The organism is Paenibacillus sp. SEL1 (assembly GCF_054602535.1).
On sequence record NZ_CM137723.1, the window covers coordinates 2540943 to 2556241 of the forward strand.

Sequence of the window (15299 nt, forward strand, 5' to 3'; positions counted from 1 at the left end):
TGGTCGGCGGGGATTTTTGTTTTATTAGACGATAAACTCCTTAACATCTGACTACGTAATAACCCCGACTGGTAGAGTGTCTTTCTTTTTACCTGAATGGCCCGGTCACAGAACGTATTTACACATATACTAAGGTGACGATAAATAAAGGAGGGCTAAGCAATGAGTGGATGTGCAGGTCCAGCTGTTTGCAATGTGTGGACTTCTACAGCGGCAATTTTGGTGCTCTATATCCTTTTGGTTATCATCCTTAAATCATGTTGGATTTAATTCTGTGAGAAAATGTATGAATCCCACATTAATCAATTTTCATCCGCGATTTGCCCGAAATCAGATTAGATAGTGAGCTCTGCTATCCTTATGGTCGGCAGGGCTTTTTATGCTCTACATAGACGGAGAGAGGTATTTTAGAGAGTATTAAAGTATCTGTCGCGTACTTGTTATCTCGGCTACTTTCTTCTACCAAATCTTCTACCGAAATACGGATATTTATACTACCTGCGGGAAGTTTATTTCTAATAGAGCGGGCTACAGAAGCCTTATTTCAACGCACTCGTAATGCGTAGGCCGGGGGTTCAATTCCCTTCACCAGCATAGCTATCATCTCAAGCACAGCGCGGCTTCCAAGCTTTTTGGAGGGCGCGCTTTTTTATGATTCTGGACAATCTTCTTTGTTTTTAGAAAATATGGAATTCTATGCGAAGGGTGGCTATGGCATGAAGTATACACCTACGATACGAGCAGAATTAGACAGATACTTAAAACAAGAGGGCACGAGTCTAACGCAATTCGGGCATATAGCAGGCATGAATAGGGGAATAGTAAGTGCTATTGTGACAGGGAATAAGTCTATGTCTGTTAACCAGATAGATCGCATTACTGAGGCTCAGATAAATAGTTGTAAAATAACAAGACATGCTGATTTGTGTGCCAACCTTTGGCAGCATGTCGTGGTAAGTGTGAGACGTGTACTGGAAGCCCTAGTCGCTGTGAACGACCAGTCCGGTCACGTCTTTTTGCTTGGCAAAGGCTTTGGCGAACGTCTATACAATCAATTCGTTGTCGTTATGTTCGCTGAGTTGGTGGGCTACAATTTCATTGTTGAATTATCTTTAATCGCAGATAGATATACCCAGCAACCCCCTACACGATATTGCGTGATATCTGTGACCCATTTTTGATTAGGTTTGTGCGCCTTGAAATCCTGTTTTAGCAGGTTTTTCGCCACACGACCTTCCGTAGAAGAAGTTTCAACCGGTGCGTAAAATCAACATGCTCATGACTACAGTAGCTGCTAACTATAAGCCCTTCTCTTCTTCTTCCGGATTAGCATGGTCAGGAAAAGGAGGACAGGTAGAGCAATCTGAAAGATAGGCCAGACTTGAACCAGGGCTACATGAAGACCGAACCACAAAAATTCGGTTAACCTTGGGGAGAGAAACGTAAGGCCGTATATGATGATGCTTAGCAATAGTAAAGCAGGCTTATATCTAAAGGGGGTTATCGTTTGAAGCCCTATGACGGCACCAAACATAAAACCAGCCGTTTTGACTCCGATTCCAATAAATAGAATCATCGAAAACAGGACATCAGCTCTCTCAACGATCTTCGGTAGATGAATTAGTTGAGTAACCTCAAATAAGGGATAGGTGGTTGATGCTGCCCATTCCGGACCTAGAACCAGGATTGTTAGTTCATTCATTATAATAAGGAACACAGCAGTGATCCAGTAAACAATGATGATCGACCGCTGTAATTTGCGTTTATCCAAGACGATCTTGAATAGCACGAGAAAAAGAATCGTCTGACCGAAGGGAAAAGATATGATCTCGGGAATGGCAGCCTTCACTACGGGAGTTAAACCGTTCTCCAATACAGGAAACAAAAATTCAAAGTGAATGAGTCCTGTAAAAGGAGTAAGCACTAGTAGAATGCCGTAACCAAACGCCAATAGAAGCAGAAATATATGACATAGGAGGAACCAGACTCTCGGTCCAAACCACACCACATCGGCACAGACAATTAACGCTATAAACGTAATAACTTCGGTAGGGGTTCTGTTCAGCAATGTCAATGCGCCGAGTTCACCAATGTCCCTGACACTCCTGGAAGCTTCATAAGCAAAGTAACCGATGAACAGAAGTCCCCCCAGACTACCTATCCATTTTCCCCAATAATGGCACAGGAGCTCGTACAAATCTCGATGTGGATCAAGTTTATGCATGTATAAATACATGATTAGAAGGACGAAGCCCGCAAGTGCACCGATCAGCATGGCTAGCCATGCATCCTGCTTGGCTTTAGCTCCCAATAGGAATAATGTTGTACTGCCAACCTGAAACAAGGAAAAAGCGATAGCTAACCCGGATACCCTGGTGACGGTTTTATTCATACTGTTTAGGCTCCTTTATACAAATGGGTTAGGTTTGACTTCCGATATGCTTCTGCAGGAGTCCAGGACGCTGAATCCGTGCATCTACTCGAATGTCCAGTTCTATCTTTTTGAACTCCTGCTCCCAGTCTTCTTTCACAGTCTCCCACTCCCTTGGGAACCTTCGGTGAATCCGGTCAGCAAAACCAGTTGCGTCCACACCCAGTTCCTGGAGTTTATCCCAGCCCTCATTTATCGTTCTGGTCACTTCTTTTCCAATCTCTTTTTCCATATCATGTATGGTTTTCGTCTTGGAAATATCCTTAGTGCATGTGCTTTCATTTAAAGTTCCGTTAATTTCAACTCTAACCTGCATGGTGTAATGAGAACTCGTTTTTCTGGGTATAAGTTTTACATCTGCAGAATTTACTGTTAGAGAAGAGTACATTTCCCTACCGAGTTGTTCGCTGCATGGGAACGAAATTTCGGAGTTGTTAACCTTTTGGGACAGATAAGATACTCCCAGACTCTCTTCCTTGTCGAGAAATCCTTTAAGCTTTCCGTTTTGAAACACCCCTAATTTAGTCAATGCCAGCTTGAGCGGGGTCGAGGTTTTTTTAAAAACATCCAGACTCTCTGCTTCCTTCTCGTTCTCATGGTCTCTCTCTCCGATTAATTCGGCGACTGGTACCCCAATGGATTTGGAATCCGAGTTCATGCTCAATACGAAATCATAAACCCTAACTTTCGGAAACAACGATAAACTATCGCTCTCTTTGTCAACCAATTCAGCCATGGCGGCGCCTTGAAGTTTTTCAGGAGGCAATAATTTCTTTATTAGATCGGATGCTAGTCCATCCGTTATAATTATAGATACCATTTCTCTCGCTTCCGTATTACGAAGATAAAAATCGATTAAACGATCCATTCCCTTCTCAGCCGCTCTCTTACCGATATATATAACACGATTATGTGCTATGTAGATTCGTCTTGATGTTTCCAAATTGCTGTACGATAATGCCTGGTTATAGGTTTTGGACTTTATAGAGAATACATGGGATGCGGGTTGGGAAGAGCTTCCCGATCCTCCTCCGGTTCCACTTGCAATGGCGGAGGGAACAATAATCTGATAGGACATCATCCACTGTCCGTCGTCCATCATATCTACTCCTGTAGCCGCAGTTACCCACAGCTCATTCAGTTCGACTCGATTCCAGCAACCCGTCAAACTGAATAACACGACCAAGACCATAAAAAACCTTCCTAATTGGGACATACCGGTTCCTCCTTACGCCATGGGATCTCGGCCATGTTCCCCTGCCTGTTCTGCAAATGATTCCTGTTCCGTTGCCTGCCTTACTGGATTGGATTCCCCAATCATTACCGGCCGTTTCTTCATCATCCACCAAGGTGCACGCACAAACAGGTCTTTCATATTGCTCTTATAGAAAGGTGCGATCGGTATCATATAAGGAACACCGAACGAATTCATAGATACTAATCGAACGAGGATGGGAACCAAGGCCGACAAAACGCCGTATAACCCAAATAAACCCGCCACCAGCATGAGTACAAACCTGAGCAAACGAACAGCCCCCGCCATATTGATCGAAGGTAACACAAAGTTGCATATAGCCGTGAATGATACCACAATCACCATAGCTGCGGAAACCAACCCCGCCTGAACGGCAGCTTGTCCAAGAACCAAAGCCCCAACGATAGAGATTGCAGGCCCTACAGCGCGCGGCATTCGTACTCCTGCTTCGCGGATAACCTCGAAGGTCAGCTCCATTAGCATTGCTTCAAGCAGGGCGGGCAATGGCGTATTCTCTCTCTGTGCAGCCAGAGTGATAAGCAGTGTTGTAGGCAGCATTTCCTGGTGAAACGTAGTTGTTGCAATAAAGAATGAGGGTAATAGCAATGCCAAGAAAAAGGATGCCATCCGAACGATCCGAAGAAAAGATGCTAGATCATAACGCTGGTAGTAATCCTCACTGGATGCGATAAACCGAAAAAGGGTTACGGGAGCAATCAGCGCAAATGGGGTCCCATCAACCAATATCGCTACCAGCCCTTCAAGCAAGCTACCTGCTACAGAATCCGGGCGCTCGGTGTTATGAATGGTTGGAAATGGTGTCCATACCCCATCTTGAATAAATTCCTCGATATATCCACTTTCGAGAATACTGTCAGTGTTGATGGAGTCTAACCGTCTGGAGATTTCCTTAACCACCTCCGGATCTGCAATGCCTCGAATATATGCCACCGATACCTTTGTCTGCGTGTATGATCCGATAATTCGAGAATCAAAGTGGAGTTCAGTTGATTTGATCCTTCTCCGAAGGAGTGCGATATTGGTGGATATGTCCTCCGTAAACCCCTCTTTAGGGCCGCGAATTACTGTCTGCGATGTTGGCTCCTCAACCGCTCTTTTAGCCCCCCCGCTGATAGAAGCAGCAAAGGCCTTGGTGCTGCCTTCGACAAGGAGAGCAACCTGTCCATAAAGAACGGCATGGATAAGTGCTTGCTCATTTTCAAGGCAAGTGATGCCCCCAATAGGAATACGATCCATCAACCAACTTTCAACATTACGATCAGAGAGATCCCCATTTCGAATACCTGCAGTGAGCTCCTCCAGCAGTGTCGTTAAAATTTGCTGATCAATCAGGCCCTGAAGAAAAGCTACAGCGAGAACCGGATTACCCTGTTTATCGTTCAAGCAACGAAGAATGAAATCCGTGCTATGTCCTATTTCGTGCTTCAGCATGGTCACATTGTTTTCAAGCGTGCCACTCAGCTTCTTGGATAACTCATTCGATTTTTCGTCATTAACTGGTTTAGGGCTCCTGCCATTTTTGGATCGTGAAGGCTGTTTAAACAGCCATTTTTTTAACTTATCAACCACAGCAATACAGTTCCCTTCTAGTTAGCGGTCAATTGTAATATGCTGCTATTCCACGATTTATATGTACGGAACTTGTCAAAAGATGCTTGCATATCAATTCATTGCAACTATGATTACAATTGTGGAGACCCCTATTGCCTAACGACGTATTGTAGTCTACAGGCTTATTCATACTGAAATATATTTTAAAATCCGCAGTATTAGAGCAACAGAAGTAATTTAAGATATAAGTTTAGAAAAAAGCAACACATTGCTATTTCGAATTGTCATACCGTCCAGGTTCCATAAAATAAGTTTAGACTGACTCTAGAAATTGAAACAGCGACAGCAAAGGATGGAGAAAATAAAGTCCTAGACTGTCGCTGTTTTCATTGAACTAACGCCTCTGTGTTAGTGCAATCTAGACTGATGTAAATCTTGTTCATCCTAAGCCAACCAGGAGTTTAAAAAAGAGTATTTTCTTCGAGCAGTTGTGTTTCACGTAGATCTTTAGCCTTCCGAACAGAAGGCGAGTAAAAAACGTCACTATGCATATGCTGAATTTTATCCCAGTTGCCAGGATTGGTCGTGTCTGGAGAACGGTGCTCCAGAATGGCCTGATATAGGGCCGTTTTTTGTTCCAAATGGGCAACGTGCTGTTTGGCTTCTTCGAGCTTAACGAGCGCCGCTTTCTTATGCTCCATCATGAGTGTGTAGCGTTGCGGAATGGTCGAATCCCCTTCGAGACAGAAATCGACGTACATTTTAATGACTCCAATCGGCATCCCGGATTGCTTGAGACATTTGACGCCATGTAACCAGTTGATCGATTCTTCGTCGAACATCCGAATGTTGTTTTGATTGCGCTGTACGCTTGGTACTAGGCCTTTATCCGTGTAAAAGCGTACAGCGTGCTCGGTGAGTCCCGTTATTTGGGCGGCTTCTTTGACTGTATACATGTAGAATCCTCCTTGGAAAAGTAAATTTTTTTGAAGACGGCTTGACTTCGTGTAACACGAAGGCGATAGGTTTATTGTAATGCAGGTCGACCGTAAGCGGAATCCCACTGAGGTGCCCGATTTCCCAGTTCCGCGGCCGTTTGCTTTACATTTGAACAATGGGAGGAAATAGAATGCAAACCCTGACATTAAACAATGGTGTGAAAATGCCGATTATCGGCTTTGGTGTCTACCAAGTTCCAGATGTTGAAGAATGCGAGAACGCCGTATATGAAGCGTTGATGGCTGGTTACCGCCTGATCGACACCGCCGCCGGTTATCTGAATGAGGAAGCGGTCGGTCGTGCGATCAAGCGCAGCGGCGTACCGCGTGAGCAGCTGTTCATCACGACCAAGCTCTGGGTTCAGGATGCCAGCTACGAGAGAGCCAAGCTCGCGTTTGCCAAATCCTTGAAGAAGCTGCAACTCGACTATCTCGATCTGTACCTTATTCACCAGCCGTTCGGCGATTACTACGGTGCTTGGCGTGCGATGGAAGACCTGTACCGCGAAGGCAAGATTAAGGCGATCGGTGTCAGCAACTTCCTACCCGACCGCCTTATGGACCTCATCGTTCATAACGAAATCGTGCCCGCCGTCAACCAGATCGAAACGCACCCGTTCTACCAGCAGACAGAGAGCGCAGCTTTTATGAAAGAGCAGAGAGTTCAACATCAGTCGTGGGCCCCGTTCGCTGAGGGACTTAACAACATGTTCAGAAACGAAGTGCTGGTCTCGATCGCAGAAAAACACAAAAAATCCGTCGCTCAGGTCGTATTGCGCTGGCTTGTTCAGCGTGAAGTCGTTGTAATCCCAAAATCGGTGAGAAAAGAGCGGATCGTTGAAAACTTTGACATTTTTGATTTTGAGTTGAGCGCGGACGATATCGAACAAATTTCGACCCTCGATACGCGGGAAAGTCTTTTCTTATCGTACCGTGACCCGGAAGTCGCCAAGATGATGGGCAACTGGAGAGTCGATCTGTAAACCTTGAATCGAACCGTAAACTGATCACGCGTTTATCCTCATCTATAAAGAAAGGACAGGGCGGTCTGAAGTGAACCCTGTCCATTCTTTACTTGAATTGACCCTTGGATTCGCTTTTCTGCTTTATAAGGATGTCATCTTTCGCTTAATCATAATAAAACCTCCTATTAGAGCAATTATTTAGGGTTCTCTCCTGTAATTGAATCGCCAATGTTTTTTAACACTTTTAAATCTTATTGAAAAGGTGTGGATAAAAATGTTGGAAAAATCGGTACTGCTGCTTATTGTGGCTAGCTTTTTGTTTATGGTTAATGTGCGGGATCAAGCTTTTAACCACCATCATAGCATTCCCCCTCAAGTTACCGGTGGAGGAGTTTAAAGCAAAAGATCTGCTAACCTTATGGTTGGCAGATCTTTTGCGTTACCGGAACTCCGTATTTGTTTTCGCAGCCCTATCGTTAGATACGCTTAATTTATTTCATTATATCGTTCGACTGCTTTGCTTAGCTTATAATTGAAATTCTCAGGTGTGCCATCCGTAGTGTTCAGGAACTGGCCGTTCAGGTCAGAATCAGATACAGGTTCCTTCTTATTGATGCGTTCAATGATTTTCGAAGCAGCCGCTTTTGCCTCAGTGGCTGAATCAACATAGTTCCTGATACTGAAGCTGTTAATCCCTTCTTTTTGAACTCGATTCTTGTCTTTTGAGATTGTCATGAGCGCACTCAAATCTGCGGTCATAATGTCGTATTTGGCTTTAAACTTCGTCATATCAAGCTGCAGCACATTGTCGGCGGTGATACCCTGCTCATCCATTTCAATGGCCGTAGCCTCGGCATCTATCATGAACTTCAAGGCATTATATCTGATCTGCTGGTCTGAATCCTTGAGTTTTTGCAGTTCAGCCAGACGTTGCTCGTTACCCAACTTTTGCATAGCTGTGAAGTATTGTTTGGAGACAGTCTCGTAAGCGAGATTGGCACTTACCAGCTTGGTATGCAGCTGTTTTCCTTTTGCGAAATCATCATCCACGTAGCCTTTTGTATCATAGTAGATTTTCATCTCGTCCAGGACGGACAACAGATCATTGATGACCGGTGTCAGTTTGATCACTACGGGGTCTGCGTTCGCAAAAGCAGGTTGGCTTGCGGTATAGCCGTTCGCTTTATCAATAACTTCCCGCTCAGTTTCAGCAACGCCGAGCATGATGAAGCTGAAGTTCTTCTCGATTACAGGCTGTGAATCAACTCCGAACTTCTCAAAATAATGAACCAGAACCTCATTGATTCTGCCTGTCATCAAGTTATTCAGCCTCACATACGCATTGTATTTTTCGATTTCTTTGCTCTCGCCGGACGTAACACCTGTAGACGCTTGATCCACGGTGGATGTAATGGCAGAACAAGCGGACAACATTGCACCTAACATGATAATGGCAATAAAGAATGATAGCTTTCTCAAAATAGTGATTCCTCCGACTGAGTAATTTAACGTGCTTTTCTTTTGTAAGATGTCTGAATAGGAGAGAGAACAACTAACCTCTTCTGGTCGATTAAATTCCCTCTTCGCCGCATATCAATGTTGATTGTGAACAATCTATTCAATTTTAAATTTATTTGGTGAATAGGTCTTGAGACTTGAGTAGCATATATTGGAACTGTCCTGCTCGTTAGCTTAACGTCGCCGTTCAGATTAGTCTGCAACTTTTTAGCAGGATGCTGTAATATGCCAGCTATGTATCGAAAAGGTGTGGATGACCAATGTTGAAAAAAATGGTACTGCTGATCATCGCGGCTAGCTTTTTGTTTATTGTTACTGTGCCGGATCAAGCCCTTAACCAGCCTTACGTTACCATCGGAGGTGCTTAAACGTAAGCAAAGCAAATCCCCGCAAACCTTAACTGGTCGGCGGGGATTTTTGTTGAACGATCTAAGGAACAGTGTGTTGAAGAATTATGCTGGAATTTTAGGCTTTAACTGGTTCAGGTCTTTTTAATTGAAGAGGGGGAGGTATTAGCCAACCCTTTTCTTTGTTCATTTTTAGAATACGGACTCCCAAAGCAGTCTTGGTTAGATGATATTTCGCAAATAAAGCCCCGATGTCCTCTCTAATGGATTGACCCATAGCTTGGCTGCAAGACGTCAATCCCACAGAGGTATCTAATGCGATTTTAGCTGCAATTTCGGGATCAGTAAACCTTGCACCAACCGGGATATCCTCAAGTTTCACAGGGGGTCTTTCAGGCAAAATAGGAGCTGGGGCAATCCCATTATCAGTAAGCATTGCGTCGCATTCTTGGATTTCTAGTTTAGCTTGATCAATAAGATCATCCAGTACCTTTTTGAGCTCTTTGTCTCCTGCGTGGTTTAAACATGCTTGGTAAAATGAAACGCTGCCTTTCGCTAACGCTGAAAACTGCCACACACTATAAACTTCTCCGTAATGCATGGGCTCGTCTTTTGGATTCCCGCTTAGGATACCCATTATAAAAACCACTCCTTTTTTAATTTTAATGATATACAAATTTATGATTCCCAGTAGTGAAGAATTAATGTGTGTATACGAAATAAGTTCTACTGGGCATGCTAAATACATTAAAAAATTGATTGCAAACACAAATCTAAAGGAGTGGTTTAGGTATGTTGAAAAAAATGAAGATAATGGTTGTTGTTGCATTAATGATTTCAAGCTTTGGAGCCGCAGTAGCATTTGCTGAAAACAGTCAAAACAATATGGGCACAAACGACAATGGTAGAACACAAATGCTAACTACTAATAATAATGATGACGATAATGATAATGATAATTGGGGATGGCTTGGTTTGTTGGGGTTAGTTGGATTGGCAGGTTTAAAACGTCGCGAGCCTGAAAACCACAATAAAAGATAATCGTAAATACAACTCAAAAACAACTTAACAATCCCCGCTAACCATACTTGGCCGGAGGGGATTGTTTTTATTCGAACTATGTCTTTAGACGGAAAATAAAGATTAAGACACCACTTTTGAGCAAGTTTCTCTTTCGCGTTCAAAATATCGGCAACCTTTTGGTTTGACACTACCAGTTTCCTGAAAATTTTAAGTGAGCGCTATAGACGCTGCCAAGCACATTAAAATTTATTGATTTTCCTTCGTGAGAAAAGAAGCTGCTAACAATGTAGTATTCGTATAGCCACCTGAAACATTTTCATATGAAAAATTAGCGATAGGAACTCCAATAACTGTAGCAACGTCTCCTTCAAAAATTTCTCCACTTACTCCCGGATAAACTGCCATTACTGTATTATCATTTTCATCACTAATATAAACGATCGCCGTTGTCCCTATAGGAATGTTATCTTCTTCTATATCTATTACATCCCCGCTTATTTTTACAAATTTGTTTAAGTATAAGTTCACATTTTTATTTAAGTGTTTTGTTGTTACGGATTTATCTACTAGATTAATGACTTTGCTTTTATCTGTGGAAGGAAATAAGTCACTGTTTTTAACAATGAAGTCATAAGAGGTTTGTTCCATAGAAGCTTGATCTTCTGTTAACACGGGTGTTCCATCCTTCATGAATTCGGCAAATAAATATTGCTTATCTGTGACCTGATTATCTGTAGAAGCTTGCTGAGCAGTATTTTCATTGCTTGTTGTTTGTTCAGTAGCAAAGGATGTACTTGAAGACCCAGACCTTGTCGTTGTTTCTTTAAAATTGCTTCCACAAGCTGTAAGAGCTACAGAAAGTAGAGCAATGAATAGAGCTTTTTTTAACATGACGAATTCTCCTGTGAGTGTCCTCATCGGTTGAGGTAGTTGCTCATTTTATCTTGTTATCTTTATTATCGAATATTAATGTTGAATACATAAGCAAAGCACAGCTTCCAGACTTTTTGGAAGCCGTGCTTTTTTTATTGAAACTAACGATTTGCAAACCTTTAGTCTAGAAAAAATGTATCGTCCAGTATAGCAGTTTGGGCGTGATCTCGAGATTACAGTAAATGTAAAGAAGGACTTCATCGGCATGTTAGCCGACATGAAGCCCTTCATATGTTTATTTAGTTGAATATTCGCTTACTTCAAATGTGAGAATTTTGTTGAAGATTACGTAGTCTTTGCGATTGCTGAATGGACCTTTGTTGTTATTATGCTTGTCAATGGCAAAGAAAGAAGCACCTCTACCAGCATCTTTAGCGTCATACCAAGCGATGAAGGCATTGAGTTCTTTTTTACTCAGATCGAATTCTTTATCAAATCCATTGTCCATCGTTACAGTCAGAATGGCGCGGTCACCAGTTGGTTGGGAGGCTCCATTATCTGTATCTGACGGATCAGGCTTTGTAGAAGGATCAGGCTTTGTAGGTGGAGCAACTAGGTTAGTATTATACATTTCAAAAGCTCCAAGAGTCAGAATATTTTGCCCATTATTCATTGATACATTTAGACGATACTTTATATATTCTTTTGTGTTACTAAATGTAAATTCTTTTTTTACAGGTTGGTCCCAATTACTTTGGTTTCTTTGTGTATCAAGAATGATCCATGATGTCCATCCCAGCCTTCAAAAGTCTAATCTTTTGGAGATTCGGCTTTGTAATAATTGCCTCCACGAGCTTGTAATACATATTTGTTCACAACAACTTATATTTAATGATCTTCAATAACGAAGGTTCCTACAATAATATTATACGAGCAATTCGCATCCAGTTTAGTTGTGGGAGTATCTAATTTAATTTTTTTTGTATCACTATTTGCTAAGTAAGAACACGTGTTTGGGATTTATTTCTATTGTTTTAGTAAACGATGGATTCAACTTAAAGTTTATTTTACTATCGACAAAATGTCCTTTTCGATAATATATCGTTCTATAATAATAGAAGCTTTGTTCCAACGTAAAAAGGACCCTCAGCATCTGCGGTCCTTTTTGGGTTATTCAGTACTTTCCTTGGCATTTGATATGTAATTAATTTCAATAATGTCCCCGATATTTGTAATTTCAAGTACCTCAATAATCTTTGCCAGATGGTCTTTATTCAAAACACTACGGGAGCCACGGACAATTTCACTAATGGTACTTGGGCGTAGCCCTGTTAACTGAGATAAAGTCCCTTGTGTCATTCCTTTTGACTCCAGAATCTTTCCAAGCTTGACCACGATTATAGCTTTTTTTGACATATAACCGACCGTTCCTTCCCCTTGATTCTTGCTTAGTTATGCTTGTGTTGATTTTAAGTGAAACTAAAAGATAACGCAAAAAGATGTTGACAATAACGTTATATGGTTATATTATGAATAACGAAATAACGTTAAACTGTAACATTGATTTATGCGATGGTAGCAATCTCGTTATTGTCATCGTTGATGATAAGTAGTGTCGAAAATACGCATCTAATCAGAGTGATTCTTTCCTATTGTACAGCAAGTAAATCTGCAATTCTACGTGAGTGTACATGAGGCAGTATATATTCTTGATGTGATGAACACAGCTGTTAACAATTTAAATCCCAATTTTGCTTATAACAATGTATTTTCGATATAAATATGTTAAATTGTGGTTGCTTCAATTACCCCCTCTATAGCAAAAACACTAAATTCCCTTCTTCCCTAATGGGTTATGTAGCAGCGATTCACTATCATTACGATCAGGTGCCCTTACCAAGTTGGACGGATAACACTACGAAGGAGTGCAGAAAAATGGAGACTAAATCAACCATACTAGAATGGGCGGCAATGGTATATGGACCTTTTGACCATTTATATATGTATGAAATATATGAAGGTGTGCTTTATGGTGGACGCTACTTCTTTCACATTGAGGACGGACGTTTGTGGATGCGTCATGTACGCAGAATAGAACACCCAGAGCATACACGCTTATTCGTCGATGGAGACAGTGGTGGGCTGCAATTGGCAGAAGGCATTCAGCGTGACCTCATGGAGGTTGTTTCGGAAACCATTGACCAGCTACGCTCAATGGATGGCATGACTTTTTTGCTTAACGAACTGCTGTGGTTGGAAGGAGAGGATCGCTATGACATTCAGTTGAATCTCGTAAAGAACAAAGGCTAACACGAACATAAAGAAATTTTTGTCATAGAAGGAGTTGTTATACTGTTCACCGAATGGAATATTTGAGGTGATCATCGTGAAACGCACATATAAAGTAATGAGGACAGACATGGAGTTGTTTGGAGCTGCTTTGGTCCAGGCACATGTATACGTTGTATCCGTTGATGAGGAATTGCGTGTGACATTTGAGGATTATGGGGGAGTAGTAGAGGAGGTTAAGCCAGAATCAGTTAAGATAGCGGGTAAAATTTTTATGCGAGACCAGCTTGAATTTCGAATAGACCTAGTATCAGGAGAGGACCCAGAATGACTAATAACTCCGACGGTCAATAGCCAGTATAGAGAAATATTTCACGTACATAAATAAGGCAACAGAGTTACGAGTCACAATAGCTCAACTTCGGAATTAGATTGTATGAGGCGTAGGATTCGATATTCATAATGACAAGGCATATCCCATATGACTAAGTAAGTGCTTTTTTGCTCACATAGAGGAGGGATATGATTGGATGCATTCGTTTCACGCTCATTAGATGAAATACGATTTTGGTCCAGGATTATGAAGGAGCATTCATTTTTTCTGGGGTTAGGTTTTCGAGCGGAAGATACTCAACTTAAAACAGAAGCCAATCGGTTCTACGCCATTTTTGAGGATATTGAGAAAAGGTCGAATGAATTTAATACCGAGACAGATCCTTATACAATCAAAGAGTTTAATACGGAAGTTCAGAATGCGGCGACGAATATTTGGGCATTTAAGAGAATGGTATTGGGCCTTATATTACAATGCAAACTTCCTGGGCAAACCAATTTTCCCTTACTGGTAGATCACGTAAGCCGGGAAGCCAATTATTTCAGAAATCGTTTAGGAGAACTCAATTCAGGAAAGCTTGAACCATTACCTGATGCAATTATTGATGAAAATGTATTTTTCTTAAAAATCATGGCTGATCACGCAAAATTTATAGGCCATTTGCTTGATCCATCCGAGCGTAAACTGGTTGAACAAGCTAGGGAGTTTAGTAATGATTTTGATATGCTGATGTTTCAAGCGATTGACCTAAGTCATATGCGGCCACAGTCACAAACCGTTCCACTCCTGAGTCAATTTGTTGATGAAAACCGTGTCTCTGTGAAGTCTTTGCGTGATTTTAAGAAAACAGCGCGTGATTTAATCGACGAGTGCCGAATAAAAAGCATTATCCATCCTTTATTGGCCGATCATGTATTTCGTGAAGCGGAGAGGTTCCTTTTTATTCTCGATATGTTTGATCAATCCTTATCAGGTGTTAAGGTGAACAAGAGAGAAATCATGCATTGAGAGAGCCCAGTAAAAAGAGTACAGTTTCTGTAAAATATCCAGTGAAAATAAAGCTTTAGACTGAACAAAAATCAAACAGCGGCAGACCAAGACCTGAAAAATAAAGTCTTAGACAGCCGCTGTTGTCATCCAACTAACGTGTATAAGTACATAGAAAATCCAATATGTCAGCATTAAGCATCCTATGGAAATGTTCGCGATCAAAGCCGGGAGGGTCTTGCGATGGGAGAAAGGCCGGAGTACTCATCGATTCCGGGAAAGGACTCAGAAAGGAGAAATGTCCGGCGTTTTTACGGTATATATTTAAATCCAAATATCATTGACTGCCGTTAATTCTGACTCCGCTCCCCCAGTATTTACTACACCTCTCGGTTCTACTAGCATGATATGGCACTCTTCATGTGCGAAAGGCTTGTGTTCGACTCCCTTAGGCACAATAAACATTTCTCCCTGAGAAACCTGTACCCGTCCATCTCTAAAATCAATGAACATCTCGCCTTCAAGTACAAAAAAGAGCTCGTCGGTATCTTGATGATCGTGCCATACAAAATCCCCAACTATTTTCACCAATTTAAATTGATAGTCATTCATTTCACCAATAACTTTCGGAGACCAATGATCACTAAATTTAGATAACTTTTCATGCAGTTTGATTGATTGATACTTCATAATACCCTCCTTTTAAA

General features: G+C 41.7%; 16 protein-coding genes and 3 pseudogenes. 8 read left to right on the plus strand and 11 right to left on the minus strand.

The features are described from left to right. Positions 1 to 162 precede the first annotated feature (162 nt). Together ACYCSE_RS11620 and ACYCSE_RS11625 are read left to right on the plus strand one after the other, a co-directional pair. Positions 163 to 270, plus strand: coding sequence for a YjcZ family sporulation protein (locus ACYCSE_RS11620; RefSeq protein WP_226887801.1), 108 nt, complete (start codon positions 163 to 165; stop codon positions 268 to 270). 446 nt (positions 271 to 716) lie between these two features. After that, a pseudogene (locus ACYCSE_RS11625) lies at positions 717 to 887 on the plus strand (transcriptional regulator); the annotation flags it as partial. A gap of 407 nt (positions 888 to 1294) precedes the next feature. Here the strand turns inward: ACYCSE_RS11625 and ACYCSE_RS11630 are convergent. The 4 genes from ACYCSE_RS11630 to ACYCSE_RS11645 all read right to left on the minus strand — a co-directional run bounded on the left by ACYCSE_RS11630 (position 1295) and on the right by ACYCSE_RS11645 (position 6214). Then, positions 1295 to 2392: a GerAB/ArcD/ProY family transporter gene (locus ACYCSE_RS11630; RefSeq protein ID WP_459702299.1), complete on the minus strand. Its 1098-nt coding sequence runs from the start codon at positions 2390 to 2392 to the stop codon at positions 1295 to 1297. Positions 2393 to 2420: 28 nt separating this feature from the next. Next, positions 2421 to 3647 carry a Ger(x)C family spore germination protein gene (locus ACYCSE_RS11635; RefSeq protein WP_459702300.1) on the minus strand — a complete coding sequence of 409 codons (1227 nt, stop codon included), beginning with the start codon at positions 3645 to 3647 and terminating at the stop codon, positions 2421 to 2423. Between the two features lie 12 nt (positions 3648 to 3659). After that, a complete protein-coding gene (locus ACYCSE_RS11640) occupies positions 3660 to 5276 on the minus strand; it encodes a spore germination protein (RefSeq protein ID WP_459702301.1) in 1617 nt (538 codons plus the stop codon). Between the two features lie 443 nt (positions 5277 to 5719). Next, on the minus strand, positions 5720 to 6214 hold the full coding sequence (locus ACYCSE_RS11645; protein WP_254328946.1) for a MerR family transcriptional regulator: 495 nt from the start codon (positions 6212 to 6214) through the stop codon (positions 5720 to 5722). A 173-nt stretch (positions 6215 to 6387) separates the two neighbouring features. On the opposite strand from ACYCSE_RS11645, the gene ACYCSE_RS11650 reads away from it, so the two are divergent. Then, on the plus strand, positions 6388 to 7239 hold the full coding sequence (locus tag ACYCSE_RS11650; protein ID WP_459702302.1) for an aldo/keto reductase: 852 nt from the start codon (positions 6388 to 6390) through the stop codon (positions 7237 to 7239). A gap of 256 nt (positions 7240 to 7495) precedes the next feature. After that, positions 7496 to 7618 (plus strand): hypothetical protein, encoded by a 123-nt coding sequence (locus ACYCSE_RS11655; RefSeq protein WP_459702303.1) that lies wholly within the window; start codon positions 7496 to 7498, stop codon positions 7616 to 7618. Between the two features lie 89 nt (positions 7619 to 7707). Here ACYCSE_RS11655 and ACYCSE_RS11660 read toward each other — a convergent pair whose 3' ends face one another. Next, positions 7708 to 8700 (minus strand): YiiG family protein, encoded by a 993-nt coding sequence (locus ACYCSE_RS11660; RefSeq protein ID WP_459702304.1) that lies wholly within the window; start codon positions 8698 to 8700, stop codon positions 7708 to 7710. A 504-nt stretch (positions 8701 to 9204) separates the two neighbouring features. Further along, entirely contained in the window at positions 9205 to 9723 is a 519-nt protein-coding gene (locus ACYCSE_RS11665; protein ID WP_069290956.1) for a DUF3231 family protein, read from the minus strand. A 155-nt stretch (positions 9724 to 9878) separates the two neighbouring features. Here ACYCSE_RS11665 and ACYCSE_RS11670 point away from each other — a divergent pair, with 155 nt between their 5' ends. Beyond that, positions 9879 to 10127: a WGxxGxxG family protein gene (locus ACYCSE_RS11670; RefSeq protein ID WP_322172646.1), complete on the plus strand. Its 249-nt coding sequence runs from the start codon at positions 9879 to 9881 to the stop codon at positions 10125 to 10127. A gap of 228 nt (positions 10128 to 10355) precedes the next feature. Here ACYCSE_RS11670 and ACYCSE_RS11675 read toward each other — a convergent pair whose 3' ends face one another. The 3 genes and pseudogenes from ACYCSE_RS11675 to ACYCSE_RS11685 all read right to left on the minus strand — a co-directional run bounded on the left by ACYCSE_RS11675 (position 10356) and on the right by ACYCSE_RS11685 (position 12398). Further along, a complete protein-coding gene (locus tag ACYCSE_RS11675) occupies positions 10356 to 11000 on the minus strand; it encodes a hypothetical protein (protein WP_459702305.1) in 645 nt (214 codons plus the stop codon). A gap of 277 nt (positions 11001 to 11277) precedes the next feature. Then, positions 11278 to 11583: pseudogene (locus tag ACYCSE_RS11680) on the minus strand (SPRY domain-containing protein); the annotation flags it as partial. Positions 11584 to 12152: 569 nt separating this feature from the next. Continuing rightward, positions 12153 to 12398 carry a helix-turn-helix domain-containing protein gene (locus ACYCSE_RS11685; RefSeq protein ID WP_459702306.1) on the minus strand — a complete coding sequence of 82 codons (246 nt, stop codon included), beginning with the start codon at positions 12396 to 12398 and terminating at the stop codon, positions 12153 to 12155. Positions 12399 to 12917: 519 nt separating this feature from the next. Here ACYCSE_RS11685 and ACYCSE_RS11690 point away from each other — a divergent pair. The 3 genes from ACYCSE_RS11690 to ACYCSE_RS11700 all read left to right on the plus strand — a co-directional run bounded on the left by ACYCSE_RS11690 (position 12918) and on the right by ACYCSE_RS11700 (position 14613). Continuing rightward, a complete protein-coding gene (locus tag ACYCSE_RS11690) occupies positions 12918 to 13292 on the plus strand; it encodes a hypothetical protein (RefSeq protein WP_061830020.1) in 375 nt (124 codons plus the stop codon). Positions 13293 to 13401: 109 nt separating this feature from the next. Continuing rightward, on the plus strand, positions 13402 to 13602 hold the full coding sequence (locus ACYCSE_RS11695; protein WP_268819913.1) for a hypothetical protein: 201 nt from the start codon (positions 13402 to 13404) through the stop codon (positions 13600 to 13602). A gap of 195 nt (positions 13603 to 13797) precedes the next feature. Further along, entirely contained in the window at positions 13798 to 14613 is an 816-nt protein-coding gene (locus ACYCSE_RS11700; RefSeq protein ID WP_061830019.1) for a DUF2935 domain-containing protein, read from the plus strand. A gap of 133 nt (positions 14614 to 14746) precedes the next feature. On the opposite strand, the pseudogene ACYCSE_RS11705 reads toward ACYCSE_RS11700, so the two are convergent. Both ACYCSE_RS11705 and ACYCSE_RS11710 read right to left on the minus strand, forming a co-directional pair. Then, positions 14747 to 14905: pseudogene (locus ACYCSE_RS11705) on the minus strand (alpha/beta hydrolase family protein); the annotation flags it as partial. An 11-nt stretch (positions 14906 to 14916) separates the two neighbouring features. After that, positions 14917 to 15282, minus strand: a complete 366-nt coding sequence (locus tag ACYCSE_RS11710) for a cupin domain-containing protein (protein ID WP_452566089.1) — start codon at positions 15280 to 15282, stop codon at positions 14917 to 14919. Positions 15283 to 15299 lie beyond the last annotated feature (17 nt).